Here is a 25,494-nt window from a genome sequence, read left to right as displayed (position 1 = left end):
TCGGTGGCAGAGCTGTTCGCCTACAAGATTCTGACGCGGGAGCAATTTGCCGCCCTGCGTACAGACGGCATATTCGCCGGAGCGCCGGTCGATCTGGCCGACGGCTACATCCATATGTCCACCCGCGCGCAGGCCGCCGAAACCGCTGCGAAGCATTTTGCCGGCCAGGATGATCTTGTTCTGGCGATGGTCGACCTCTCCTCCCTGGGCGACGGGGTGAAGTGGGAGGAATCGCGGGGCGGTCAGCTTTTTCCGCATCTTTACGGCGATTTGCCCCTCGCGGCCGTGACGACGCATGCTAGGCTGCGGATCGGCGCGGACGGGAAACATGAGTTCCCCGCCGGCTTCTGACGCCGTCCGGGAGGGGATCATGGCTGAATTTGAGATATTGGCGTCGGGATATCGTTTCGTCGAAGCCCCCCGCGTGGACGGCAATGATATTCTCTATTTCGCAGACCTGCTCGGCGGCGGCGTGCACCGCCGGGATTCGCAGGGCTGCAAACCCGTCCTGCCCGGCCGGATGTGGGTCGGCGGCGTTCTCATGAATGCGGACGGCCGCATCATCTGTTCAGGCAAGGGCGGTCTTGTCATTGCCAACCCCGACACCGGAGATGCCGCAGATCTTCTGACGGAAATCGACGGTGAGCCAATCATCGCCGTGAACGATATAGAGGCTGCATCGGACGGCGGACTCTATGGCGGCACTATCGACTTCACCGCCGCTTTTGAAACCCATCAGCCGCTTTCCCCCGGCAAGCTTTTCCACCTGTCGTCAAATGGACAGACGACCATATTCCGCGATGACGTCTTCGCCTCCAATGGCATCAGCTACAGCCCGGATCGCGGCACCCTCTATCATTCGGAGACATCCGTCGGCATTTGGGCATGGGATATCGGGCAGGACGCCATGCTCGCCAATGGCAGGATCATCATCGAAGTCGAGGACAGCGACGGGCTGGCCGTCGATACAGATGGCGGCATCTGGGTGGCCTGCTACCAAAGCGCAGAGGTGATCCGCTACATGCCGGGCGGTCAGGTGGACCGGCGCATTCCCTTGCCCTTCCCCAATATCATCAGCCTGGATTTCGGCGGTCCGGGCGATCGCTGGCTCTATGTTTCGACCGGCGGTCAAAATGCCGAGGGAGAGCCTGTGGGCGGCGTCATCCGGTTTGACACCGGTATCCGCGGCATCCGTTCCGCAACCGCGCGATTTGGCCAGACAATCTGACGCTTCATTCCGGCGCGTGGCACACCGCCTCGATATTCATCCCATCCGGGTCCAGAATGAACGCCGCATAATAATGGGCGTGATAATGCGGCCTGACGCCGGGCGCCCCGTGATCCTTGCCGCCCGCCGCCAGCCCTGCGGCGTGAAATGCGTCGACCAACGCCCGGCTTTCCACGGCAAAGGCGATATGCGTGCCTTCGCCGACCCGTTCATTGTCGCCGATCCAGAAATAGGGCTTGTCGGCATGGCCATATCCAAAGGCCGTTCCACCGCTCTCGGTGACCTCTCCGGCTATTTCCATGATCATGCGAATGCCAATCGCGCCAAGCAGGGCGTCGTAGAAACTGCGGGACCGGTTGGCATCGGCGACCGCAAAGCCGATATGGTCGATCATCTCAATTCTTTCCCTATGGCATGGAACTGTCCTACAGGGCCGGTTCTCGTCCGCATCATACATGCATAACCGGTGACTTTCGAAAATGACCCATGCTCTCCCCCAAGTCCATATTATCGGCGGAGGCCTGGCCGGGTCGGAAGCGGCATGGCAGCTCGCCCAGGCCGGCGTGCAGGTGCGCCTTTCGGAGATGCGCGGCGGCGGCGACATGACGCCCGCCCACCAGACCGATGGTCTCGCCGAAATGGTTTGCTCCAACAGCTTCCGTTCCGATGATGGAGATCGCAACGCGGTCGGCTTGCTCCATCGGGAGATGCGCGCGCTTGGATCGCTAATCATGCGTGAGGCGGACAAAGCGAAGGTTCCAGCCGGATCGGCTCTGGCAGTCGACCGCGACATATTCTCCGAAGGCGTAACCCGCGCCTTGATGGAGCATCCCAATGTCGAGATCGTCCGTGAGCGCATCGACACCCTGCCCGCCGAGGGGCTGACGATCGTGGCGACCGGACCGCTGACCGCCATGACTCTCGCCGGCAGCATCGGCGCGGCGACGGGCCTTGAGTCCCTCGCTTTCTTCGACGCAATCGCCCCCATCATCCACCGTGACAGCATAGATATGGACATTTGCTGGATGGCGAGCCGATGGGACAAGGTTGGGCCGGAAGGCGACGGCAAGGATTATATCAATTGCCCGATGAACCGGGAGCAATATGCCGCCTTTCACCAGGGATTGCTCGATGGCGAAAAGACGGAGTTCAAACAGTGGGAAAAGGACACGCCCTATTTTGAAGGGTGCATGCCGATTGAGGTGATGGCTGCGCGGGGTCTGGACACGTTGCGGTTCGGGCCGATGAAACCGGTCGGCCTGGACGACCCCCGCACTGGCCGCTGGCCGCACGCCGTGGTGCAGTTGCGGCAGGATAATGCCCTGGGCACGCTATGGAACATGGTCGGATTCCAGACCAAGCTGAAGCATGGGGCGCAGATCGCGTTGTTCCGCACCATTCCCGGACTGGAGAAGGCCGAATTTGCCCGGCTGGGCGGCCTGCACCGCAATACCTTCATCCAAAGCCCAAAGCTGCTCGACAATGAATTGCGCTTGAAAGCCGCCCCTCACATCCGCTTCGCCGGTCAGATCACGGGATGTGAGGGATATGTGGAGAGCAGCGCCGTTGGGCTGCTTGCCGGGCTATACGCCGCCGCCGAGCTGGCGGGCCGGAAAATCTCGTCGCCGCCATCCACAACAGCGCTTGGCGCGCTGCTGGGCCATATTACCGGTGGCGCAGAGGTGGAAAACTATCAGCCGATGAACGTGAATTTCGGCCTTTTCCCGCCAATGGACGATGTTCGTAAAAAGCAGCGGAAGGAAGCCATGACCTCGCGGGCAGGCGCTGCCCTGGCGGAATGGATCAAGCAAACCCCCATTAAGACGCCAGCCTAACAACCGCATTTCGGATCAGGTTTCGGCTTCGGCGCCGTCTTGGCGAACTCCGCTGGCGTGACCCGTCCGTTCCCGTCGCCGTCAGCAGCGGCAAAGCGTTCTCCGGTCGCAACGGCCCATTCCTCGAATGACAGCAGATTATTGCGATCGGTATCGAGCTGCCTGAACGCCTTGACCCGGCTGGCCATCATCTCGTTGCGCGTGATGATGCCGTCCCGGTCCCTGTCATAACGGTGGAAACGCCGTTCCTCGCGGCTCTCCGGCGTCGCGCTCGCCGGCATTGGCAGCGCTTCGCCAATGGCGTTCGGGTCTCCTACGGGGATCGTATCCGGCGCGGCCTTGTATGCGGCAACGGGTGGCGCGGATTCCTGCTCGACGGCCGCGCGGCCCTGCCACCAGAAAAGCCCGGCTGCGACCATCAATAATCCGGCCATGCCACCCGCCAGAATCCGGCTCATATGATTATCCCCCGAAGGATTTCTCATATGCCGCATGACAGAGAAAGCCAACGGTCACCGGCCAAACAAAGCAATCCGCACCAAATGGAAATACATGCCAGGCGTGAGCGATCCAGGCGCAGCCCTGTCCCGCAGGATATCGTGGCGGGCAAGACCGAGGGCGATCTTCTGCGCCTTCCATGCGCCAGGCCACGGCAGCCCCTTGGTAGCAGGCAGATAATCACGCGCCAGCACGATGGCCCGATCGACGGTCGCCCCGCTGGTCACATGCCCCGACAAGTCCCAAAGCGCCCAGACAGCGCCAGCATTTTGCAGCAGCGCCGATGGATCATCCGGCTCCCCGGCCAAGGCCGAAAATAGCCCGCCACCCCGCCGCTCCGCAAAGGCTCTGAGCGCTTCATCACCCGGCGTGTCCGGTCCGATCAGTTCCTCCCATCCATCGATCATGGCAAGGCATCCCTTGCCCGCAGCCATTCCGGCGGCGCGCCACGCATCAACCAGCGGATCGCCGCGCCCCTTTGCCTGCGCCGCGTCGGTAAGCACCTCATGCCACCAGGTCAGGCGCATCTGTCCGATCACCGGTTCTCTTGTCGTCCGCACAATATCCGCCAGTCGCGCATCAAAGGCCCAGATCAGGCGATGTCTTGCCGCATCCCGGCCGCCATAGGCCGACAGCAAGCGCGCCAGCGGCACAATCTCCAACCCATCCTCATCCATTCCCGCCGCCCGGAATCTCTGTCTTTAGGGTGGAATTAACCATGTCGCTGTAGGCGTCCTTAACTACTTCTGATGCATGGGAAGCGGTGGTTTCGCCCTGTGGGGGGGCGCCCAGGCTTTTGGGTGAGACTGTCTATGACGAAAAACGGTCACGTTTTGAAGGGATTCCTTGGCCGCCTGCTGCAAAGCCAGGCCGGCAACGTCCTTGCGATGGTCGCTGCAGGAGTCTTCCCCATGCTTGGCCTGCTCGGCGGCGGCATCGACATGAGCCGCATTTTTCTTGCCAAGAACCGGCTTCAGTTCGCGTGCGATTCCGGCGCTCTCGCCGGACGCAAGATGATGGGCGGCGGCGCGTGGTCGGCAAACAGCAACAAGGCCAACACCACGGCGGAAAATATCTTCAACGCCAACTTCGTCAGCGGGGCCTATGGCACCAGCGGCCTGACCAAGGCGTTTTCCGAAGATGCCGGCAATGTGACCGGCACGGCATCGGTTGTCGTTCCGATGATGATCATGAAAGTGTTCGGCTTCACGAACAAGACGATCAACGTCACCTGCTCGGCGGAAATGCGCATCCCGAACACGGACGTCATGTTCGTGCTCGACACCACCGGTTCGATGGGCAGCAAGGCCAACTCGTCGGATTCGATGACCAAGATCAACGGTCTTAAGCTCGCGGTGAAATGCTTCTATGAGGCGCTGGCAAAACTCGACATCAACGACGCGAACTGCGGCAGCACGCCATCGGGCGGCAACAGCGCGAATGTTCAGTTGCGCTTCGGCTTCGTCCCCTATTCGTCGAACGTGAATGTCGGTGGGCTGCTCAGCAACGACTGGATAGCCGATAATGCTGATTATCAGTCCCGTGAATCTAATCCTGACGGAGGTTGGGTTTACTACAGCGGAGATTCAACAACAACAACATACGCTTCAAATCAGAATAGTTGTAATCCACCTGCCAATACCAAAACAACGGTAGACAATTCTCCATCATCAGGATTTCGGACCACCAATGGTGATTGGTATAGTTGCACTTATAGCGGTTGGACAGGTAAATATACTGTCTATCAAAATCGTTACACTAATTATGTCGAGCAACCGACATACGCCTACACATATCGAAAAAAGACGTTTGATGTGAGCGCATTGAAAGCGGGCGGCTATAGTTGGAACAGTTCGGTCAACCTGCCGATCGGCTATGCCAATGCGATGACCTCCGTCGCCTGGGACGGCTGCATCGAGGAGCGCCAGACCTGGAAGAACAACGACGGCAACGCCACGGACGACTATAGCCCGGTTCCGGCATCCGCCTATGACATGGACATCGACATGGTGCCATCCACGGGGAACCCGGCGACGCAGTGGAAGCCGCTGCTGCCCAATGCTGTATGGGGCCGGTATAATAGTTCGGGCAACAACAGCTATGCGAACGTCACCTCGACGAGCGATCTGAGCCGCAACTACAGCTATGCCTGCCCCGTCGCATCGCGCAAGCTGCAGGAATATCCTACGGCGAACAACTTCAAAAACTATGTGAATTCGCTGAGCGCTAGCGGCAACACCTATCATGACATCGGTCTGGTGTGGGGCGCCCGCCTCATGTCTCCAACCGGCCTGTTCGCCAGTGAAAACGCCTTCACGCCGGAAGGCGGCCAGATCGAGCGCCATCTGATCTTCATGACGGACGGTGATACGGTCACGAGCAACACCGGCTATACCTCACAGGGCGTCGCCTGGTGGGATCGCCGGCAAACAACTGACTCCAGCGCGCCGTCAAACGGCATTCTCGACGATACCGTCAACGCCCGCACCACCGCGCTTTGCACGGCGATCAAGAACAAGAATATCACGCTGTGGGTGATTTCCTACGGCAGCGGGGTCAGTTCGGCCGCGCAGACGCGATTGCAGAACTGCGCATCGCCCGGCCGCTTCTATTCGGCGTCGGACAGCGCCTCTCTGATTGCCCAGTTCAAGGCGATCGCTGACGAAATCTCGCAACTGAGGCTGACAAACTGATGGCTATGCTCAATCGCCTGAAGCGCCTGCCAAAGGACGAACGCGGCCTCTATGTGACCGAGTTCGCACTGGTCGCGCCTGTGTTCCTCATCACGCTGCTCGGCACGTTCGATATGGCGCACGGCCTGTATATGCAGACGGAGCTGCAGGGCATCATCCAGAAGGCCGCGCGCGACCTCACCCTGGAATCGGGCACCGAAGCCGCGAAGCAGGCAGCCCTGGACGCCAGCGTGGAGGCGCGTCTCAAAAATCTGGCGAAGAATGCGACCGTCACTTTTTCGCGGCGCAATTACAAGGACTTCACAAAGGCGGCACAGGCTGTTGCTGAGCCTTATACCGACACCAACGCCAACGGGCGCTGCGACGCGGGCGAACCCTATCAGGATAACAATAACAACAGCGTCTGGGACAAGGACGGCGGTGACGACGGCCAGGGCGGCGCGAAGGACAATGTCGTCTACACCGTGTCGGTGTCCTATCCGCGCATGTTCAAGTTCAGCCTTATCGGCCTGCCGGCCACGACGACCATGCAGGCCAGCACCGTGCTCGCCAACCAGCCTTATGGCGAGCAATCTGAATATGCGGCCCCTACCGCAAGGAACTGCACATGATGGCGCGCCTTCCACTGTTCCCGCTCTCACAAATCCTGGCTAGGCTGCGCCGCGACACTAGCGGCCTTGCTTTTGTCGAGTTCGCGCTTTGCCTTCCCTTCGTGGTGACGGTGGCGATGGGCGGCGCGGAACTGACCAATTACACGACCACCAAGATGCGCCTCAGCCAGGTCGCCGTCCATATCGCCGACAACGCATCGCGCATCGGCACAGGCACGGTATTGTCGAGCAAGACCATCAGCGAGGCGCAGATCAACGATCTGCTCACCGGCGCCGGTTTGCAGGCGGGCAAGACCAATCTCTACACCAACGGCCGGGTCATTCTGTCCAGCCTGGAACCCGTGGCCAATCCCAATACGACTGACAGGTTCAGGATTCGCTGGCAGCGGTGCAGAGGATCAAAGACCTGGCCCTCCAGCTATGGCACAGCCGGACAGACCAATATGACCGGCATCGCGGTAAACGGGCAGACGCTGAAGGCGCCAGACGATGGCGCGGTGATGTTCGTTGAAATCGCCTACGACTATAAGCCGCTGATCTCGACGGCCTTCGTGCCGAAGTCCCTGATCAGGGAGGTTGCCGCCATGACCGTGCGCGACCAGCGCGACTATACCGGCGGGACTAACGGCGTCTACAATACGGAGAATGTCGTAGCGTCCACCTGCTGACCGGCGTCTACTGGCCAGGGCGCTCTGAAAGTCCGGGACGGCATGAACCGCCCCGGCATTCATTCATTTATAGCAGACCTGCTTGGCCGCCTTCACCACGCGGGCGGCGTCGATCAACGCCGCTTTCTCCAGATTGGCGGCGTAGGGCAGCGGCACATCCTCATTGGTGACGCGCAGGACCGGGGCGTCGAGATCGTCAAAGCCCTTCTCCATCACAACCGCGGCAATCTCGCTCGAAATCGAGCAAACCGGCCAGCCTTCCTCGACAACCACCATGCGGTTGGTCTTTTTCAGGCTTTCGAGCACGGTTGCCGTATCCAACGGTCGCAGGGTGCGCAGATCAATGACCTCCGCCTCGATCCCCTCGCCCGCCAGCGTTTCGGCAGCGTCGAGCGCCAGGCCCACGCCGATCGAATAGCTGACGATCGTCACGTCGCTACCGGCCCGCACGATCCGCGCCTTGCCGATCGGCAGCACATAATCGTCGACTTTCGGAATTTCGAAAGTGCGCCCGTAAACCAGCTCGTTTTCCAGGAACACGACCGGGTCTTCCGAGCGGATCGCTGCCTTCAGCAACCCCTTGGCGTCAGCGGCGTCATAGGGCGCGATCACGATAAGACCGGGAACGCTGGCATACCATGGCCCATAATTCTGGCTGTGCTGCGCACCCACCCGGCTGGCCGCGCCATTGGGCCCGCGGAATACAACCGGACACCGCATCTGTCCGCCGGACATATAATTGGTCTTTGCGGCCGAGTTGATGATGTGGTCGATCGCCTGCATGGCGAAATTGAATGTCATGAACTCAACGATAGGCTTCAAACCGCCCATCGCCGCGCCGGTGCCAACCCCAGCAAAGCCATATTCGGTGATCGGCGTGTCAATCACCCGCTTCGGCCCGAATTCTTCCAGCAGGCCCTGCGTGACTTTGTAAGCGCCCTGATATTCGGCGACTTCCTCGCCCATTACGAAAACGCGGTCATCGGCCCGCATTTCCTCCGCCATGGCGTCGCGGAGCGCCTCGCGCACAGTGACCTTCACATATTCCGTACCTGCCGGAATATCGGGGTCGGCCAATGCGGGCTTCGCCTTGCTCTCCAGCTTTGCCGTACCCGATTCCGCCTTTTTAGGCGCTTCTGCGTCTTCAGCCTTGGCGGGCGCAGCTTCGACGGCTGGCTCGGCCTTGGCTTCCGCCGGTTCCGGTGCGGCTGCTGGCGCAGCTTCCGCCCCGCCTTCACCCGCCATGGTTGCGATGACCGTGCCGACTTTCACGCCGTCGGTTCCTTCGGGCACCATGATCTTGCCGATCTTGCCCTCATCCACGGCTTCGAATTCCATCGTCGCCTTGTCGGTCTCGATCTCGGCGAGAATATCGCCGGATTTGACTTCGTCGCCTTCCTTGACCAGCCATTTGGCGAGCGTGCCTTCCTCCATGGTCGGGGAAAGCGCTGGCATCTTGATCTCGACACCCATCAATATTGCTCCACCAGCACGTCAGTATAGAGTTCGGAAGAATCAGGCTCCGGCGAGGATTCCGCAAAATCCGCCGCCTCGGCAACGATCTTGCGAATTTCCTGGTCGATCTTCTTCAACTCGTCCTCGGTCACGCCCGCAGCTTCCAGATGCTTCTTGGCGCCTTCGATGGGATCGGACTTGTCGCGCATTTCCTGCACTTCCTCGCGCGACCGGTATTTCGCCGGATCGGACATGGAATGGCCGCGATAACGGTAGGTCTTCATTTCCAGCAGGATGGGGCCTTTGCCGGCCTTTACCCAGGCCAGCGCTTCCTCGGTCGCGCCGCGCACGGCCAGCACATCCATGCCATTGACCTGCAGGCCGGGAATGCGGAAGCTTTCGCCACGCCGGTACAACTGATCCTCTGCGGAGGAACGATTGACCGACGTGCCCATGGCGTACTGATTATTCTCGATGACGAAGATGATCGGAAGCTTCCACAGCTCCGCCATGTTGAAGCTCTCATAGACCTGGCCCTGATTGGCCGCGCCATCGCCGAAATAGGCAACGCACACGCCGCCATCGTCGCGGTATTTATGCGCAAAACCCAGGCCCGTGCCCAGGCCAACCTGCGCGCCGACGATGCCATGGCCGCCGTAGAATTTATGCTCGACGGAGAACATGTGCATGGACCCGCCCTTGCCGCGGGAAATGCCGGCCGCGCGGCCGGTCAGTTCAGCCATGATCACCTTGGGATCGATGCCATAGGCCAGCATATGGCCATGGTCGCGATAGCCGGTGATCACGCTGTCCTTGCCTGGCTCCAGGGCGGACTGGATGCCAACGGCAACCGCCTCCTGCCCAATGTAGAGATGGCAGAATCCGCCAATGAAGCCCAGGCCGTAAAGTTGTCCGGCCTTTTCTTCAAAGCGGCGGATAAGCGTCATCTGCCGGTAGAATTCGAGCAATTCTTCCTTGCTCGCTTTGTAATCAACGGGGGTATCGGGCCGTTCCCGATTGTGATCGGCCGGTGCAGGAACAGCCGAAGCGTCCTTTGCCTTGTCGGCGCGCGACGTAGTGGTTTTTGCCAAAGGAAGAATCCTTCTCGCTTTGTCCGGGGAGGAGTGCCGGATATAGGATCAGTGTAAGGGACAATGCAACGGCAACCGCCACTCGGGCGGGCCAAAAAGCCAAATCTTTAAGCCGTTAATTCAGCGGAACGACCACTTCATCGGGATGATTGAGGCCAAGCTCGCGCCGGATGAGCTCATCGGCCATATCCGGGTCCGTCCTGCGCGGATCAAGCAGGTCGACCCGGTTCTTCAAACGGTTCCGGTCGGCCTTGACCACCGCGAGTTCCGCCTGGGCGTTGTGCAACTGGCGGGAATAATCCCCCCAGGCCAGCAATCCGCGCGGACCCAATATCGCGTAGCCCGCAAAGAGGAACAACAGCAGCACTGCCAACGCCGGCCCAAGGGCGGAGAAAAGCAGCATGCGAAGCTTTACGATATGAGCCATATCGCCTTGAATCACAGGCGATTCAGGGTTGCAAGGAAATATTGGTTAACTTGCGACCAAAGGCGCATCATTTGAAGATTGAGCGGCCTGCATAGACAGCAATGTCGCCCAGTTCTTCCTCGATGCGGATAAGCTGATTATATTTGGCAAGCCGGTCCGACCGGGCAAGGCTGCCGGTCTTGATCTGGCCGCAGTTGGTGGCGACGGCAAGGTCTGCGATGGTTGCATCCTCGGTTTCGCCCGATCGGTGCGACATCACCGCCGTATAGGAGGAGCGCTGCGCCAGGCTGACGGCAGCGAGCGTTTCGGTCAGCGAACCGATCTGGTTGACCTTGACCAGCAGGGAGTTGGCCAGCCCCTTCTCAATGCCCATGGCAAGGCGCTTGGGATTGGTGACGAACAGATCGTCGCCGACCAGTTGAACCTTGCCGCCAATCTTGTCGGTCAGCGCCTTCCAGCCTTCGAAATCATCCTCGCCCATGCCGTCCTCGATCGACTTGATCGGATAGTCGGCGCACAGCGCGGCCAGATAGTCGGCCATCTCGACCGGGCTGAGCGACAGGCTCTCGCCCGAAATCTCATATTTGCCGTTCTTGAAGAATTCCGTCGCCGCGCAATCAAGCGCCAGCATAACGTCATCGCCCGGCTTGTAGCCCGCCTTCTCGATCGACAGCATGATGAAGTCCAGCGCATCGCGGGTCGAGGCGATATTGGGCGCGAAACCACCCTCGTCGCCAACCGCCGTGGCCAGCCCCTTGTCGTGCAGGCCCTTCTTCAGCGTATGGAAAATCTCGGAACCGATCCGCACAGCGTCGGCGATGCTCTCCGCACCGACCGGCATGATCATGAATTCCTGGAAATCGATCGGATTGTCGGCATGTTCGCCGCCGTTGATGATATTCATCATGGGCACCGGCAGGACATGCGCGGACACGCCGCCAACATAGCGATAGAGCGGCAGGCCACGGGCATCCGCCGCCGCCTTCGCCGTGGCAAGGCTGACGCCCAGAATGGCGTTCGCGCCCAGGCGCGACTTATTCTCCGTGCCGTCGAGCGCGATCATCGCCGCATCGACATCGCCCTGATCCTCGGCGTCGAAACCGACAATGGCGTCGGCGATCTCCGTATTCACGGCCTCGACCGCTTTCAGCACGCCCTTGCCCAGATAGCGGGCCTTGTCGCCATCCCGGATCTCGACCGCTTCATAAGCGCCAGTCGAAGCGCCCGAAGGCACGGCGGCGCGGCCGAAACTGCCGTCTTCCAGCATCACGTCCACTTCAACCGTCGGATTACCGCGGCTGTCGAGAATCTGGCGGGCGTGGATGTCGAGAATGGCGGTCATCGAATTTCCTCAGCTTCTGACGCCGGCGCGGCGTTTTGTCGGCGTCCGCTTAGCCAGAGGCGGGCGATATGGCAATGGCGGCGGGACACGCAAACCAGATGCTCCCGAAATGCGACAGTATCGGGGTGCATTACGCACGCGGAACTGTTATTTGGCCCATGCATTGATGGCGCACAGATTGCAGGAGTTTACAGAAAATGGCCGATACTGCCGAGTCCACGCCCAAGGCGCCCCGTAAACCACGCAAGCCTCGCACGCCCAAGGCTGCGACGGCTGCGCAGGCTGCGGCCGTGAAGGCGGCACCGGTAAAGAAGGCCGCGGCCCGCAAGGCGGCTGCGCCCAAGACGGCCGCTCCCCGGAAACCGCGTGCGACGAAGGCGCGGACCGCAAAGGCAAGCACCGCCTGGAAGGCGCAGGCAGATCAGATCAAGGAACAGGCCGCCAAGACGGCGCGGTCGGCCGCTGGTTCCGCCAAGGACAAGACCGGCTCCGCGATGCAGGGCCTTGCCAAGCTGATCGCCGACACGGCTGGCACCGTCGATGCGAAACTCGGCCCGCAATATGGCGACTATGCGCGTTACGCCGCCGAAGCCGTTGCAGGCGCCGCCAAGTCGCTGGACGCCAAGGATGTTGATCAACTGGTTGGCGAAGCGCGCGATTTTGTTCGTAAAAGCCCTGCCGTCGCCATTGGCGCGGCCGCCGTGGTCGGCTTCGTGCTGATGCGGCTTGCCAAGGGTTCGGGTTCGGACAACGCCTGAATTTTTCCTGGCGGGACCAGTCGCCGTCTAACCGGGGCATGATTGCGAACCGTGACAGAAGCCAGAGAAACTTCATCTACCGGCCCGTTCGGAAAGAATGGCGCAGGGACGGCCCTGCCGCATGATCGGCCGGTGAAGGAAGAACCCTTGAAGGAGGTGTTGCGGCGGCTGGTCGATGACGGCCGGGCCTATGCCGACGCGGAAATCAACCGGCAGAAAATACGCGCGGCATTCATCGGGTCTGGCCTGCGAACGGTCGTCATTCTCGGCGCGGTCGCGCTGATACTGCTCTTTGGCACATTAGTGACGCTGATGATCGGGCTGGTGTTCGCGCTGGCGCCCTATCTAACCCCGCTGGGGGCGACGTTCGCTGTGTCGATCACCGCTCTGCTGATCGTGGCGATCCTCCTATACGCCGCGAAGCAGCGTCTCCGCCGCCTTTTCCCCGATAAGGACAGGCCATGAGCGATATGGATGATTATCGAAGGGCCAGCGCAGAAGCGGATGTTGCGCGCCAGCGCTTTCTTTCCACCTTTGGCATCGCTCGCGATCGTCTGTCGGCATCCCGCCTGAAATCGCGTGCGCAGGCGGCACTGGTTGAAGCGTTGCAGGATAGCGGAAAACAAGCCCGCTCCGTCGTGACACGCCATCGATTTGCCTTGGGCGGCGCATTGGCCGCTGTCATAGTTTTTGTCTTCCGCCGTCCGCTTACGGCACTTTTCAAGCGCGTATACGTTTTTGGGCGGGACAAATATCGCGAGAGAAAGCTTTCGGAGGATTAATCATGAGCAGCGACATTCACGATCAGCTTGGCCGCATTCGCGAATATGCCGACGGCAAAGCCGGAGCCGCAGTGGAAAGATTGAACGGCGCGCGGAAGGTGGCGGGCGATAGCTATGCGACCGCGCGTGACCAGGGCCTCAAGGCGGCAAGCGCCGCCAATCGCTTCATCGTCGAGCATCCGATTGCGGCCACTGCAGCGGCAGTTGCCGCGGGTGCGCTGATATCCCTGCTGTTCCCGCGCGGCCGTGCGGCGGCCAAGGCTGCTCCCGGCATAGCAACGGCTGTGGGCGCACGCGCTCTGGCGGCAGCGAAATCGGCCAAGGATGCGCTGGAGCAGAGCGAGGCCGCAGAAGCTGTCCGCGTCCGCGCCGGTGAAGCGGCGGCGGCGGCGCGCGCCAAGGCTGCGGAGCTGACCTCCACCGCCCGGACAGCGCTTGCCGATGCAGACATTCCCGCAACTGTCCGTTCGCGCGCAACCGAGGCGGCAGAGGCGGCGCGCGAGGCCATCGAGCGCGCGCGCCTGCCCGAACGCGCATCCCGCCTTGCGGAGAGTGCGGCGCATAAGGCCGGCGACGCGCTCATCGCTGCGGGCAAGGCGGTGAACCAGCGCTTGCCAAAGGCCTGACAGGCCCAAAGCATAAAGGAAAAGCCGGGATTTTCGCGCTACCGCCCCTTGGAAAGGGCGGATAGCGCTGCTAATGGCGGTCGCTCACTCCCCGTGAAAGGAATAGCGACGCCATGAGCAAAATGCATCTGGTGATGGGTGGCCGTGTGAAAGATCCGCAGGGCCTGGAATTTGAAGATCTGAACGCCATCGATTTCGTCGGCGTGTTTCCTGACTTCGCTACGGCGGAAAAGGCCTGGCGCGCCGCCGCGCAGCGCACCGTCGATGATGCGGAAATGAAGTATGTCGTTGTCCATCTGCACCGGCTGCTGGAGCCAGGCGCTTAACTGGCGCCCAAGCCGGCAAATCGATCAGACGCTTGCCGGCCTCTTGCGGAATCTCAGTCTCAGGGCGGGTTTTGTCAGGACCAGTCCGGCCATAAATCCGCCGATATGCGCGGCCACGGCAATATGGCCCAGATCGCCCGCAGCGCCGCGCATCGCCACACCGATCATCAACTGGATCGCCGCCCAACCCGCGGCAAGCCATAGAATACGCATCACATTTGCGGAAACAGGCCCGAACGCGCGGACATTCTGCTCGCTGTAGAGCAAGGCATAGGTGCCGAGCAGAGCCGAAATGCCGCCACTGGCGCCAATCATCGGATTATAGGCCTGCGGTTCCCAGAGCCATTGGGCCGCGGCGGCCGCATAGGCACCTATGGCATACAGCCCAAGCAGCAGTTTCGCGCCCATCACATGTTCGACATGCCGTCCACAGAACATCAGCATCAGCATGTTGAACGCAATATGCATCCAGCCCGCATGGACGAACATGGCGCTGAGCGGAGTCAGCCATACCGGCAACATCCCGGCCGACTCCGCGATCTGAGCAAAGGCGGCCGGATCTGTCGCGCGCAACGGGATGAAGCCCGCCATCAAAGCCGCGCTATCGGTATATCCGGTCAGAAATATGATGAGAAAGGCAAGGGTGGTAATGCCCGCCACCCAATCCGTCGCCCTGCCCCTTGGGATTTTCATCGCAGGGTCAGACGAACTCGATCTTATCGACCAGGTAGAACTTCTCGCCCGACGGCACCGTGACCTCCACCTCATCGCCGATCTGGCGACCGATGAGCGCGCGGCCCAGCGGGCTGTTATAGGAGATCATGCCCGATTTGGCGTCCGCCTCGGCCTGACCGACAAGCTGATAGGTGACCGGCTTGTCATCTTCGTCAAGCAGGGTCACGGTCGCGCCGAACACGACCTTATCGCCCGAAAGCTCCTTGGGATCGATGATCTGCGCACGGGACAGCTTGTCCTCCAGGTCGGCGATCGACGCTTCCACCTGGCCCTGACGTTCCTTGGCCGCGTGATATTCGGCATTTTCCGAAAGGTCGCCATGCGCGCGCGCTTCCTCGATCGCATCCACGATCAAGGGACGCTCTGCCTTCAGGTCACGAAGCTGCGCTGTCAGCTTCTCATAACCAACCATCAGCATGGGCATCTTTTCAACGGTCGCCATCGCGTTCCCCAATAGCCTTCTTCGTCAATAATTCTCTCTGGGCGCCCCGCTATCAAAGCGCCCCGCTGCCTCAATCACTCTTTGGGAGAGTTTAGTCTTGCGACAGGTGATAATAGGATTGGAGGGCGCGTACTTCAAGTGCATGTCCGCGTAACGCCTCAATGGCGTCAACGGCGGCGACGCTGGCGGCCGCCGTGGTGAAACTCGGCACCTTCTTTGTCAGCGCGCTGGCGCGGATGGACTGGCTGTCCTTCAAGGATTGCCATCCCTCCGTGGTGTTGAAAATCAGGTCGATGCCGCCATCGGTGATCCTGTCCACGATGTGCGGACGCCCCTGAGCCACCTTGTTGACGGTTTCGACGGGCAGCCCTTGTTCCTCCAGGTAGCGCGCCGTTCCGCCAGTCGCCACGATGGTAAAGCCCATATCCGCAATCTTGCGCGCGGCGGGCAGGATCACGGTCTTGTCGCTGTCCTTCACCGAGATGAATACGGATCCCTGCACCGGCAATATGGTGCCGGCCCCGATCTGCGCCTTGGCAAAGGCGGTGGAGAAATCCTGATCGATCCCCATGACTTCGCCGGTGCTTTTCATTTCCGGTGACAGGATCGGATCGATTCCGGGGAAACGGGCGAAGGGGAAAACCGCTTCCTTGACCGCCACATGCTGTATGGCGTTCCGGTCGATCTTCGGCAGGCTTTTCAGCTTCTCGCCGGCCATCACCCGCGCCGCGATCTTGGCGATGGGCGTACCGATGGCCTTGGCGACGAAGGGCACGGTGCGGCTCGCGCGCGGGTTGACCTCGATCAGATAGACCTGCCCGTCCTTCACCGCGAACTGGATGTTCATCAGTCCGCGCACTTCCAGCGCATGAGCAAGAACCTCCGCCTGCCGTTCGATCTCCGCCACGATCTCTACAGGAAGGCTGTAGGGCGGAAGCGAACAGGCGCTGTCGCCTGAATGGACGCCTGCCTCCTCGATATGCTGGAGGACGCCCGCAACGACAACATCGTCTCCGTCGCACAGCGCATCCACGTCCACCTCTATCGCGTCGCGCAGATACTGGTCGATCAACACCGGCGAGTCGCCGGACACCTGAACGGCGGTGGCGATATATTCCTCTAGCTGGGATTGCCCATCGACGATCTCCATCGCCCGGCCGCCAAGCACATAGCTGGGGCGCATCAGCACAGGATAACCGATCCGGTTGGCGACCGCGATGGCCTCCTCCCGGCTGCGGGCGATGCCGTTAGCAGGCTGCAGCAGGCCAAGCTTGTTGATGAGGGCCGCGAACCTTTCGCGATCTTCCGCCAGGTCGATGGCGTCGGGCGAGGTGCCAAGGATCGGGATACCCGCATCCTCCAGCGCCTGCGCCAGCTTGAGCGGCGTCTGGCCGCCAAACTGGACAATCACGCCAACCAGCGTGCCGTTCGACTTCTCGACCTCAAGGATCTCCAGCACGTCCTCTGCCGTCAGTGGCTCGAAATAAAGGCGGTCGGACGTGTCATAATCAGTAGACACCGTCTCCGGATTGCAGTTGACCATGATGGTCTCGTAACCCGCATCCTCCAGCGCGAAGCAGGCGTGGCAGCAGCAATAGTCGAACTCGATCCCCTGCCCGATCCGGTTCGGCCCGCCGCCCAGGATGACGACCTTCTTGCGGCCGGACGGCATCGCCTCATTTTCGGGTTCGCCGAAGCTGGGCGCCTCATAGGTCGAATACATATAGGGCGTGCGCGCCTCAAACTCTGCGGCGCAGGTGTCGATGCGCTTGAACACCGGACGGACGTTCAGCTTGTGGCGCAGCGCCCGCACTTCATCCTCGGTGATGCCACCGGTCATCGCCACCACGGCCTCGCGGATCAGGCCCGATCCGCGCGCCACGGCGCGCCGCATGCCGGGACGCAGATTGGCCGACTGCAGCGCCAGCCAGGCGAGCCGCTTGTCGGAGAAACCCATCGACTTCAGGCGACGCATGCCATCGGCATCCTGCGGCAGACCGTTGTCGATGACCTCCTGCTCCGCCTCGACAATCTCCTTGATCCGTTCCAGGAACCAGGGATCATATTTGGCAATGGCGTGCACTTCCTCGACGCTCAGCCCTTCCCGCAAAGCCTGGGCCGCGACAAGCAACCGGTCGGGCGTCGGCAGCGCCAGAGCGGCGATGATGTCGTCCTTGGGCGCACCGACCAGATGGTCGACCACATTGAAGCCCGACAGACCCGTCTCCAGTCCCCGCAGCGCCTTCTGCATGGACTCATGAATCGACCGGCCAATGGCCATCACCTCGCCGACCGACTTCATGGCGGTGCCCAGCAGCGGCTCGGCGCCCTTGAACTTCTCAAAGGCGAAGCGCGGGATCTTGGTCACGACATAGTCGATGGTCGGCTCGAAACTCGCAGGCGTCGCGCCGGTGATGTCATTCTCGATCTCGTCCAGCGTGTAGCCGACGGCCAGCTTCGCTGCGACCTTTGCAATAGGGAAACCCGTCGCCTTGGAGGCGAGCGCAGAGGACCGCGAAACGCGCGGATTCATCTCGATAACGACCAGGCGGCCATCGGCGGGGTTCACCGCAAACTGGACATTCGACCCGCCCGTCTCGACGCCGATCTCGCGCAGCACAGCGATGCTGGCGTTGCGCATGATCTGATATTCCTTGTCGGTCAGCGTCAGCGCCGGCGCGACGGTGATGGAATCGCCGGTATGGACGCCCATCGGATCGACATTCTCGATAGAGCAGATGATGATGCAATTGTCGTTCCGGTCCCGGACGACCTCCATCTCATATTCTTTCCAGCCGAGCAGCGATTCCTCGATCAGCACCTCGGTCGTGGGCGAAGCGTCGAGACCGGACAGCACGATCTTCTTGAACTCGTCGCGGTTGTAGGCGACGCCGCCGCCGGTGCCCCCCAGCGTGAAGCTGGGCCGGATGATCGCGGGCAGGCCAACGAAGTCCAGCGCGTCCATCGCTTCCTCGATGGTGTGGGCGATGCGCGACTTGGCGCTCTCCAGCCCGATCTTGTCCATCGCGTCGCGGAATTTCAGGCGATCCTCCGCCTTGTCGATGGCGGCGGCGTCCGCGCCGATCATCTGCACGCCATATGCCTCCAGCGTGCCGTCATGCCACAGCGCCAGCGCGGTGTTCAGCGCCGTCTGCCCGCCCATGGTCGGCAGCACCGCGTCCGGTCGCTCCTTGGCGATGATCTTGGCGACGATATCGGGCGTGATCGGCTCAATATAAGTCGCGTCGGCGAATTCCGGATCGGTCATGATCGTCGCCGGGTTGGAATTGACCAGGATGATCCGGTAGCCCTCCTCCTTAAGCGCCTTGACCGCCTGCGTGCCCGAATAATCGAACTCGCACGCCTGCCCGATAATGATCGGCCCCGCGCCGAGGATGAGGATGGAGGAGATGTCGGTTCTTTTAGGCATTAGAAATGGCTTTTCCCGAGCTGAATCAGCTTCTCAAAAGCTGCTTTATCAAGACGAATGGTTTGAGAGCATTTCCCAGGAATTTCACGCCCTGGCCGCCCATAAGTATCAATTTGAATGAGCTTTTCTCGACCGCAATCGATTAGACGCACCACGGCTTCGACATCTTCATGAGGTCGCGCATTATCCAATGGCTCAATCTTGAAATCGCGAACCGTCGCCATTGTTTAGCCTTTCGCTAGTCCCGCCACAAACCGCTCAAACAGATAAAAGCTGTCCTGCGGCCCCGGTGACGCTTCGGGGTGATATTGCACCGAGAAAGCCTTGCGGTCCGTCAGTTCCAGTCCGCAATTGCTGCCGTCAAACAGCGACACATGGGTCGCCTTCGCATTGGCGGGCAGCGTGTCGCTGTCGACCGCGAAGCCGTGGTTCATGCTGGTGATCTCCACCAGCCCATCTTCCAGCCGCTTGACCGGATGGTTGGCGCCGCGATGGCCCTGATGCATCTTGATCGTCTTTGCGCCAACCGCAAGGCCGAGAAGCTGGTGGCCAAGGCAGATGCCGAAGATCGGCAGGTCCGCCTCCAGCAGCTTTGCGATTACCGGCACCGCATATTCCCCCGTCGCCGCCGGGTCGCCCGGACCGTTGGACAGGAACACGCCGGCGGGCTTCAGCGCCATCACCTCGTCATAGGTCGCGGTTGCGGGCAGCACCGTCACCTTGGCGCCAGCCTTCACCAGATTGCGGAAGATATTGTTCTTCGCGCCATAATCGATCGCGACGACATGGGGGCGTTCATCCCCCGCCTCGCCAACGCCATAACCGAAGCCCAGCTTCCACGGGCCGTCCTTCCACGCGCGACTTTCCTTGGCCGTCACCTCTATGGCCAGGTCCATGCCCTCCAGCCCCGGCCAAGCCTTTGCCTTTTCCGTCAGCGCCGCGATATCGAAAGCGCCATCCGGGTCATGCACGATAACCGCATTGGGGGCGCCCTTCACGCGAATCATCCGGGTCAGCGCGCGGGTGTCGACGCCGGAGAGGCCGATGCGGCCCTGTTCCTTCATCCACTGGTCGAATGGCTCGACATTGCGGAAATTGCTCGGCTCGGTCACGTCCTGCCGCACCACACAGCCAAGCGCGAAGGGATTGTCCGCCTCCACATCGTCCAGATTGGTGCCGACATTGCCGATATGGGGAAAGGTGAAAGTCACGATCTGCCCGGCATAGCTGGGGTCGGTCATGACCTCCTGATATCCGGTCATCGCGGTGTTGAAGCACACTTCCCCCACCGCATCGCCCACCGCGCCGAAACCGCGGCCGAAGATTGCCGTGCCATCCGCCAGAACCAATACCCCCGTGGCTCCCTTGGGCACGGTCGGGGATTTGGCGTCTGCCATGGTCGGGGCGTCCTTTATGCTGTTTTTGCGGTGACCCGGTCTGCTACGGGTTAAACGGCCGGTCACCTATGCCCGCACGGCCGCAGGGTCAATGCTATTATCGAATCCAATTTCCGGTTATGTCTGTTCCTTTCCGGCAACAGAGGAGCTCCTTCGCCATGATTCGCGACGCCATAAAGGCCGCCCAGATCGCCTCGATGAAGGCGGGGGACAAGGAAAGGCTGGCCGCCGTGCGCCTGATCCTGGCGAAGCTGAAGGACAAGGATATTGAGCTGCGCACCGCCGCCCAGGTGCCGGAAGATGACGCGATCGTCGTCGACGTCCTTCAGAAGATGGCGAAGCAGCGCCGCGAATCGATCACCATGTTCGAAAGCGGCGGCCGCACGGAACTCGCCGCGAAGGAACAGGCGGAGTTGGACGTGATCGAAAGCTTCCTGCCCAGCCAGATGAGCGAGGCGGACACCAAGGCCGCGATCGAGGCGATTAAGGCGGAGGTCGGCGCGGCCAGCCCCAAGGATATGGGCAAGGTCATGGCCGTCCTGAAGGAGCGCCACGGCACTGTGATCGACATGAGCAAGGCGAGTGGCCTGGTGAAGGCGGCGTTGAGTTAAGCCTCCCCTTCCGCTTGCGGGAGGCTAGTGGGATCTTGGGCCAAATTGGTCACAAACCTCCGTTCGTCCCGAGCGAAGTCGAGGGATAAAGCGCCGCGCCCTCGTGTCTCGACTTCGCTCGACACGAACGAAGGTTGGGGCATAATCATCTTATGGTTTTTTGGGTCTACTTCCTCCGCTGCTCGGATGGTCGGTACTATACCGGCCATAGCGATGATCTGGACCGTAGGATCGGCGAGCATCAAACCGGTGGGTTCTGTGATTTCACATCTAAAAGGCTGCCAGTGACGCCCATGTGGACCGAGATGTTCGGTTCGCGGATCGAAGCTTTGGAAACTAAGCGACGCGTGAAGCCATGGTCCCGCGCTAAGAAGGAGGCGCTGATTCAAGGCGACTGGAAAGCCGTGTCTCACTACGCCAAACCGCCGCGCGAGCGTCCCTCGACTTTGCTCGGGACGACCGGGAGTAGCGTGTTTCCCTCCCCCCAAGGAAAGGGGGGATTATGAGTCTCACCCCCCAATGGCTCGACGAGTTGCGCGCCCGCACCACGCTTTCGACCCTGATCGGCAAGACCGTGAAGGTTCAAAAGGCGGGCCGCGAATATAAGGCCTGCTGCCCTTTCCATAATGAAAAGACGCCCAGCTTCACGATAAACGACGAGAAGGGCTTCTATCACTGCTTCGGTTGCGGTGCGCATGGGGATGCGATCCGCTGGATGACGGACCAGCGCGGCCTGCCCTTCATGGAGGCGGTGAAGGAGCTGGCCGCAGCGGCGGGGCTGGACGTGCCCGCCGCCGATCCACGCGCCGCCAAGCGCGCGGAACAGGCGCAGACCCTGCATGACGTGATGAGCGGCGCTCAGGACTGGTTCGTCGCGCAGCTTGACGGCATGGATGGCGGCGAGGCGCGCGATTATCTGAAACGGCGCGGCATTCGCCCCGAAACACAGAAGGCGTTCGGCTTCGGCTATTCCCCCGACTCGCGCGGTAAGCTCAAGGCGGCCCTCACCGCCCATGGCGAACCCCGCCTGATCGAACCCCGCTTGATCGAGGCCGGCCTGCTGATCGATCCCGCCGCCAGCGAGCCGGAAGGCAAGGCGGCCAGACGCGAAAGCTATGACCGTTTCCGCGGCCGTTTGATGATCCCCATCCGCGATGCGCGGGGCCGGGTCATTGCGTTCGGCGGCCGTATCCTTGGCGCGGGCGAACCCAAATATCTGAATTCCCCGGACACGCCGCTGTTTGACAAGGGCCGGACGCTCTACAATCTGGATCGCGCCTCGCCCGCCTCGCGCCAGACCGGCCGGGTCATCGTAGTCGAAGGCTATATGGACGTGATCGCCCTGTCCCAGGCCGGTTTTCCCGAAAGCGTCGCGCCGCTGGGTACAGCCCTGACCGAGCATCAGATCGAGCGGCTGTGGAAAATGGTCGAGGTGCCCGTCCTCTGCTTCGACGGCGATTCGGCGGGACAGAAGGCGGCGATCCGCGCGGCCATGCGCGCCCTGCCCCTGCTGCGCCCCGGCCACAGCCTCGGCTTTGCCACCCTGCCGCCGGGGCAGGACCCCGACGATCTTGTGCGCTCCTCCGGCCCCCAGGCATTTGAAGCGGTGCTCAGCGCCGCGGAGCCGCTGGTCGAACGGCTATGGGCTCATGAGGTCGCCGCCGGACCTCTCGATACGCCGGAACAGCGCGCTGGCCTCAAACAGCGGCTGAACGACATCACGGCCGCCATAGCCCACCCTGACATTCGCGCGCATTATACCCATATCTTCAGGGAACGGCATGACGCCCTGTTCTTCGCTCGACGCCCCTTCACGCCTCAGCCCCGCCGCAACGAAAGGCGGCCCGCCGATCGCCGCGGACCATGGAAACCGCCCATCGCGCCTGCAACCGATGAGGCCAAGACCATCAGCAATTCGGGACTGGAGGGCCTGCTCCTGCGGGGCGTTGTGGCCGGACTGCTGCGCTATCCGGTTGAAATACGCCATCATGCGGAGGAGCTTTCTCACCTCCGGATAGCCGATGCGCCCCTGGCCGCTCTCATGGAATTGCTGCTGAAATCGGCAATGCGCGAAGAAATTGTTGAAACGGAGGCCCTCCTTACCATATTGGGGCAAGGTGATCTGTATAATATGGCGAAAGGGCTGCTCCGGGCCGACGCGCTGACTTTCACCTTCACCCGAAAACAAGCTGAGCCGGATATCGCGCGTCGCGATCTCCGGGAAGCGATTCGGGTGATGGCGGCCGGGCCGGAGATCGAGGCGGCGTTGGAGCAAGCGACGCGGCGCATGATGGAACTGCTGGACGAGACAACGCTTCTGGAACAACAGAAGTGGCGTCAGATCAAGGCAGACCATGCGCAGCGGCTGGCAGATCTGATGCAGCCAGAGGATATGTTGTGACGCTTCCTTTCAGGGTGCGCGGTTTCAAGGCGAATACATGGCGAGCAAGGCGAACAAGGTTGTTGGTGCGGGTGCAGGCGACGGCGGTGATGAAGGCGGCGATGCGCCCCTGCTGGATCTCAATGAAGCTGCCGTTCGCAAGCTGATCACGCGCGCGAAGAAGCGCGGCTACATCACCTATGACGAGCTGAACGACGCCCTGCCGCAGGACCAGATGTCCTCCGAACAGATTGAGGACGTGATGTCCGCGCTCAATGACATGGGCGTCAACATCGTCGAGAATGAGGAAGCCGGCGAGGACGGCGAGGACCGGCGTGAGGATGAGGCCGACTCGGTCGATTCGTCTGACGAGGAGGAGGATGACGGCACTTCCCGCGCCGTTACCGAGAAGAAAAAGGAAACGGTCGATCGCACCGACGATCCCGTGCGCATGTATCTGCGCGAAATGGGCGCCGTCGAATTGCTCAGCCGCGAGGGCGAGATTGCCATCGCCAAGCGTATTGAGGCTGGTCGCGACACGATGATTCTGGGTCTGTGCGAAAGCCCGACCACATTCAACGCCATCATTGAATGGTCCACCGCCCTGAACAACGGCGAAATGCAACTGCGCGAGATCCTTGATCTCGATGCGATGCTTTCGAAGGACCCTGCCCCGGAAAGCCTGGAAGAAGGCGCCGAGGATGATGGCGAGATCAGCGAAAAAACGGCTGGCCCGTCCTTCAAGGAGGAAGAGGAGCCGGAAGAAGAATCCGCTGATTCCGATGAGGACGAGGATTCCATGACCGAGCGCCGGGCGCCGCGCGTGGATGATGATGAGGAGGAGGACAACACTCTCAGCCTCGCCCAGATGGAAGAACAGCTCAAGCCGATGGCGCTTGAGAAATTCGCGACCATCACGGAGATCTTCCGCGCCTTCTCCCGTGCGCAGGAGGCCCGCCTCACTGCGCTCGGCAATGGCGACGTGTTCCCGCAGAAGCAGGAAGACAAATATCAGGAACTGCGCGAGGAGCTGACCGCCCAGGTCGAGAGCGTCCAGTTCCATCAGCAGAAGATCGAATATCTCGTCGATCAGCTCTATGCCTATAACCGCCGCCTGACCGCGCTTGGCGGCCAGATGCTGCGTCTTGCCGAACGCAATAAGGTTCCGCGCAAGGACTTCCTGGACAATTACGTCAATCATGAACTTGACGAGGGCTGGCTGGAGAAGGTCGCCAAGATCGACAAGAAATGGGCTGCATTCGCTTCTGCGGAGGCCCGCGCCGTCGACCGCATCCGCGCCGAAGTGGGTGAGATCGCCCAGGCGACCGGCATGTCGCTAAGCGAATTCCGCCGCATCGTGAACATGGTGCAGAAGGGCGAGCGCGAGGCGCGCATCGCCAAGAAGGAAATGGTGGAGGCGAACCTTCGCCTCGTCATCTCCATCGCCAAGAAATATACCAACCGCGGCCTGCAATTCCTTGATCTTATTCAGGAAGGCAATATCGGCCTGATGAAGGCGGTGGATAAGTTCGAATATCGCCGCGGCTACAAGTTCAGCACCTATGCGACCTGGTGGATCAGGCAGGCGATCACGCGCTCGATCGCTGATCAGGCCCGGACGATCCGCATCCCGGTCCATATGATCGAAACGATCAACAAGCTGGTGCGCACGTCCCGCCAGTTCCTGCATGAGCAGGGCCGCGAACCGACGCCGGAGGAGATGGCCGAGCGCCTTTCCATGCCACTGGAGAAGGTGCGCAAGGTGATGAAGATCGCCAAGGAACCGATCTCCCTCGAAACGCCGATCGGCGACGAGGAGGATTCGCATCTTGGCGATTTCATCGAGGACAAGAATGCGATCATCCCGGTGGATGCCGCCATTCAGGCGAACCTCAAGGAAACCGTCACCCGCGTCCTTGCCAGCCTCACCCCGCGCGAGGAGCGTGTGCTGCGCATGCGCTTCGGCATCGGCATGAACACCGATCATACGCTTGAGGAAGTGGGCCAGCAGTTCAGCGTGACCCGCGAACGCATCCGTCAGATCGAGGCGAAGGCGCTGCGCAAGCTCAAACATCCGAGCCGCAGCCGCAAGATGCGCAGTTTCCTCGACCAGTAGGCGCATATCGGGCCGGACGGAGGCAGGGATCACCCCTTCGTCC

At 61.3% G+C, this 25,494-nt stretch carries 27 protein-coding genes; 15 read left to right on the top strand and 12 right to left on the bottom strand.

What is annotated here, in order from left to right:
- The first annotated feature begins 3 nt into the window (after nucleotides 1-3).
- Together KFK14_RS10655 and KFK14_RS10650 are read left to right on the top strand one after the other, a co-directional pair.
- On the top strand, nucleotides 4-351 hold the full coding sequence (locus tag KFK14_RS10655) for a DUF952 domain-containing protein (RefSeq protein ID WP_212610768.1): 348 nt from the start codon (nucleotides 4-6) through the stop codon (nucleotides 349-351).
- A 19-nt stretch (nucleotides 352-370) separates the two neighbouring features.
- Nucleotides 371-1,228, top strand: coding sequence for an SMP-30/gluconolactonase/LRE family protein (locus KFK14_RS10650; protein WP_212610767.1), 858 nt, complete (start codon nucleotides 371-373; stop codon nucleotides 1,226-1,228).
- A gap of 4 nt (nucleotides 1,229-1,232) precedes the next feature.
- On the opposite strand, the gene KFK14_RS10645 is transcribed toward KFK14_RS10650, so the two are convergent.
- Nucleotides 1,233-1,622 carry a VOC family protein gene (locus KFK14_RS10645; protein WP_212610766.1) on the bottom strand — a complete coding sequence of 130 codons (390 nt, stop codon included), beginning with the start codon at nucleotides 1,620-1,622 and terminating at the stop codon, nucleotides 1,233-1,235.
- A gap of 85 nt (nucleotides 1,623-1,707) precedes the next feature.
- Between KFK14_RS10645 and trmFO the strand changes: the two genes are divergently transcribed.
- Complete coding sequence (gene trmFO / locus KFK14_RS10640) at nucleotides 1,708-3,063, top strand: methylenetetrahydrofolate--tRNA-(uracil(54)-C(5))-methyltransferase (FADH(2)-oxidizing) TrmFO (protein ID WP_212610765.1); 1,356 nt, start codon at nucleotides 1,708-1,710, stop codon at nucleotides 3,061-3,063.
- Here the strand turns inward: trmFO and KFK14_RS10635 are convergent.
- Together KFK14_RS10635 and KFK14_RS10630 are read right to left on the bottom strand one after the other, a co-directional pair.
- Entirely contained in the window at nucleotides 3,060-3,521 is a 462-nt protein-coding gene (locus KFK14_RS10635; protein WP_212610764.1) for an EF-hand domain-containing protein, read from the bottom strand. The genes trmFO and KFK14_RS10635 overlap by 4 nt on opposite strands.
- Nucleotides 3,522-3,575: 54 nt before the next feature.
- On the bottom strand, nucleotides 3,576-4,238 hold the full coding sequence (locus KFK14_RS10630) for a hypothetical protein (protein WP_212610763.1): 663 nt from the start codon (nucleotides 4,236-4,238) through the stop codon (nucleotides 3,576-3,578).
- Nucleotides 4,239-4,373: 135 nt separating this feature from the next.
- Here KFK14_RS10630 and KFK14_RS10625 point away from each other — a divergent pair, with 135 nt between their 5' ends.
- The 3 genes from KFK14_RS10625 to KFK14_RS10615 are packed head-to-tail and all read left to right on the top strand — an operon-like array spanning nucleotide 4,374 to nucleotide 7,533.
- Entirely contained in the window at nucleotides 4,374-6,254 is a 1,881-nt protein-coding gene (locus KFK14_RS10625; RefSeq protein WP_212610762.1) for a pilus assembly protein, read from the top strand.
- Entirely contained in the window at nucleotides 6,254-6,865 is a 612-nt protein-coding gene (locus tag KFK14_RS10620; protein ID WP_246524989.1) for a TadE/TadG family type IV pilus assembly protein, read from the top strand. Before KFK14_RS10625 ends, KFK14_RS10620 begins: the two co-directional genes overlap by 1 nt.
- Nucleotides 6,862-7,533: a TadE/TadG family type IV pilus assembly protein gene (locus KFK14_RS10615; protein WP_212610761.1), complete on the top strand. Its 672-nt coding sequence runs from the start codon at nucleotides 6,862-6,864 to the stop codon at nucleotides 7,531-7,533. The genes KFK14_RS10620 and KFK14_RS10615 overlap by 4 nt, the downstream gene beginning before the upstream one ends.
- A 63-nt stretch (nucleotides 7,534-7,596) precedes the next feature.
- On the opposite strand, the gene KFK14_RS10610 is transcribed toward KFK14_RS10615, so the two are convergent.
- The 4 genes from KFK14_RS10610 to eno all read right to left on the bottom strand — a co-directional run bounded on the left by KFK14_RS10610 (nucleotide 7,597) and on the right by eno (nucleotide 11,848).
- Complete coding sequence (locus KFK14_RS10610; protein ID WP_070151332.1) at nucleotides 7,597-9,006, bottom strand: pyruvate dehydrogenase complex E1 component subunit beta; 1,410 nt, start codon at nucleotides 9,004-9,006, stop codon at nucleotides 7,597-7,599.
- Nucleotides 9,006-10,079 (bottom strand): pyruvate dehydrogenase (acetyl-transferring) E1 component subunit alpha, encoded by a 1,074-nt coding sequence (gene pdhA / locus KFK14_RS10605; protein WP_070151330.1) that lies wholly within the window; start codon nucleotides 10,077-10,079, stop codon nucleotides 9,006-9,008. The genes KFK14_RS10610 and pdhA overlap by 1 nt, the downstream gene beginning before the upstream one ends.
- 115 nt (nucleotides 10,080-10,194) lie before the next feature.
- Nucleotides 10,195-10,506 (bottom strand): FtsB family cell division protein, encoded by a 312-nt coding sequence (locus KFK14_RS10600; protein WP_070151328.1) that lies wholly within the window; start codon nucleotides 10,504-10,506, stop codon nucleotides 10,195-10,197.
- Nucleotides 10,507-10,573: 67 nt separating this feature from the next.
- Nucleotides 10,574-11,848, bottom strand: a complete 1,275-nt coding sequence (eno, locus tag KFK14_RS10595; RefSeq protein WP_212610760.1) for a phosphopyruvate hydratase — start codon at nucleotides 11,846-11,848, stop codon at nucleotides 10,574-10,576.
- Between the two features lie 197 nt (nucleotides 11,849-12,045).
- On the opposite strand from eno, the gene KFK14_RS10590 reads away from it, so the two are divergent.
- The 5 genes from KFK14_RS10590 (at nucleotide 12,046) to KFK14_RS10570 (ending at nucleotide 14,340) form a co-directional block, all read left to right on the top strand.
- A complete protein-coding gene (locus KFK14_RS10590) occupies nucleotides 12,046-12,606 on the top strand; it encodes a hypothetical protein (protein WP_212610759.1) in 561 nt (186 codons plus the stop codon).
- Between the two features lie 51 nt (nucleotides 12,607-12,657).
- The gene (locus tag KFK14_RS10585) at nucleotides 12,658-13,071 is read left to right on the top strand and encodes a phage holin family protein (RefSeq protein WP_212610758.1); all 414 of its coding nucleotides are present in this window, start codon (nucleotides 12,658-12,660) and stop codon (nucleotides 13,069-13,071) included.
- Nucleotides 13,068-13,388: a hypothetical protein gene (locus tag KFK14_RS10580; RefSeq protein WP_212610757.1), complete on the top strand. Its 321-nt coding sequence runs from the start codon at nucleotides 13,068-13,070 to the stop codon at nucleotides 13,386-13,388. The genes KFK14_RS10585 and KFK14_RS10580 overlap by 4 nt, the downstream gene beginning before the upstream one ends.
- Before the next feature lie 2 nt (nucleotides 13,389-13,390).
- On the top strand, nucleotides 13,391-14,014 hold the full coding sequence (locus KFK14_RS10575; RefSeq protein WP_212610756.1) for a hypothetical protein: 624 nt from the start codon (nucleotides 13,391-13,393) through the stop codon (nucleotides 14,012-14,014).
- 113 nt (nucleotides 14,015-14,127) lie between these two features.
- Nucleotides 14,128-14,340: a DUF4170 domain-containing protein gene (locus KFK14_RS10570; protein ID WP_070151316.1), complete on the top strand. Its 213-nt coding sequence runs from the start codon at nucleotides 14,128-14,130 to the stop codon at nucleotides 14,338-14,340.
- A gap of 24 nt (nucleotides 14,341-14,364) precedes the next feature.
- Here the strand turns inward: KFK14_RS10570 and KFK14_RS10565 are convergent, their stop codons facing one another.
- From KFK14_RS10565 to carA, 5 genes are all read right to left on the bottom strand, one after another.
- A complete protein-coding gene (locus tag KFK14_RS10565; protein ID WP_212610755.1) occupies nucleotides 14,365-15,033 on the bottom strand; it encodes a rhomboid family intramembrane serine protease in 669 nt (222 codons plus the stop codon).
- Nucleotides 15,034-15,040: 7 nt separating this feature from the next.
- Nucleotides 15,041-15,517: a transcription elongation factor GreA gene (gene greA, locus KFK14_RS10560; RefSeq protein WP_070151312.1), complete on the bottom strand. Its 477-nt coding sequence runs from the start codon at nucleotides 15,515-15,517 to the stop codon at nucleotides 15,041-15,043.
- A gap of 91 nt (nucleotides 15,518-15,608) precedes the next feature.
- Nucleotides 15,609-18,947 carry a carbamoyl-phosphate synthase large subunit gene (carB, locus tag KFK14_RS10555; protein ID WP_212610754.1) on the bottom strand — a complete coding sequence of 1,113 codons (3,339 nt, stop codon included), beginning with the start codon at nucleotides 18,945-18,947 and terminating at the stop codon, nucleotides 15,609-15,611.
- A complete protein-coding gene (locus KFK14_RS10550) occupies nucleotides 18,947-19,171 on the bottom strand; it encodes a hypothetical protein (protein ID WP_212610753.1) in 225 nt (74 codons plus the stop codon). Before KFK14_RS10550 ends, carB begins: the two co-directional genes overlap by 1 nt.
- 3 nt (nucleotides 19,172-19,174) lie before the next feature.
- The gene (carA, locus tag KFK14_RS10545; RefSeq protein WP_212610752.1) at nucleotides 19,175-20,344 is read right to left on the bottom strand and encodes a glutamine-hydrolyzing carbamoyl-phosphate synthase small subunit; all 1,170 of its coding nucleotides are present in this window, start codon (nucleotides 20,342-20,344) and stop codon (nucleotides 19,175-19,177) included.
- A gap of 158 nt (nucleotides 20,345-20,502) precedes the next feature.
- Between carA and KFK14_RS10540 the strand changes: the two genes are divergently transcribed.
- The 4 genes from KFK14_RS10540 to rpoD all read left to right on the top strand — a co-directional run bounded on the left by KFK14_RS10540 (nucleotide 20,503) and on the right by rpoD (nucleotide 25,451).
- Nucleotides 20,503-20,955: a GatB/YqeY domain-containing protein gene (locus KFK14_RS10540; protein WP_070151306.1), complete on the top strand. Its 453-nt coding sequence runs from the start codon at nucleotides 20,503-20,505 to the stop codon at nucleotides 20,953-20,955.
- A 152-nt stretch (nucleotides 20,956-21,107) separates the two neighbouring features.
- Nucleotides 21,108-21,461: a GIY-YIG nuclease family protein gene (locus KFK14_RS10535; RefSeq protein WP_212610751.1), complete on the top strand. Its 354-nt coding sequence runs from the start codon at nucleotides 21,108-21,110 to the stop codon at nucleotides 21,459-21,461.
- The gene (dnaG, locus tag KFK14_RS10530; RefSeq protein ID WP_212610750.1) at nucleotides 21,458-23,356 is read left to right on the top strand and encodes a DNA primase; all 1,899 of its coding nucleotides are present in this window, start codon (nucleotides 21,458-21,460) and stop codon (nucleotides 23,354-23,356) included. The genes KFK14_RS10535 and dnaG overlap by 4 nt, the downstream gene beginning before the upstream one ends.
- 37 nt (nucleotides 23,357-23,393) lie before the next feature.
- The gene (rpoD, locus tag KFK14_RS10525) at nucleotides 23,394-25,451 is read left to right on the top strand and encodes an RNA polymerase sigma factor RpoD (protein WP_070151299.1); all 2,058 of its coding nucleotides are present in this window, start codon (nucleotides 23,394-23,396) and stop codon (nucleotides 25,449-25,451) included.
- Nucleotides 25,452-25,494 lie beyond the last annotated feature (43 nt).

The sequence above is a fragment of the Sphingobium phenoxybenzoativorans genome, assembly GCF_018286635.1.
In the GTDB taxonomy this organism is placed as follows: domain Bacteria; phylum Pseudomonadota; class Alphaproteobacteria; order Sphingomonadales; family Sphingomonadaceae; genus Sphingobium; species Sphingobium phenoxybenzoativorans.
This window is presented reverse-complemented; position numbering and strand designations above follow the sequence as displayed.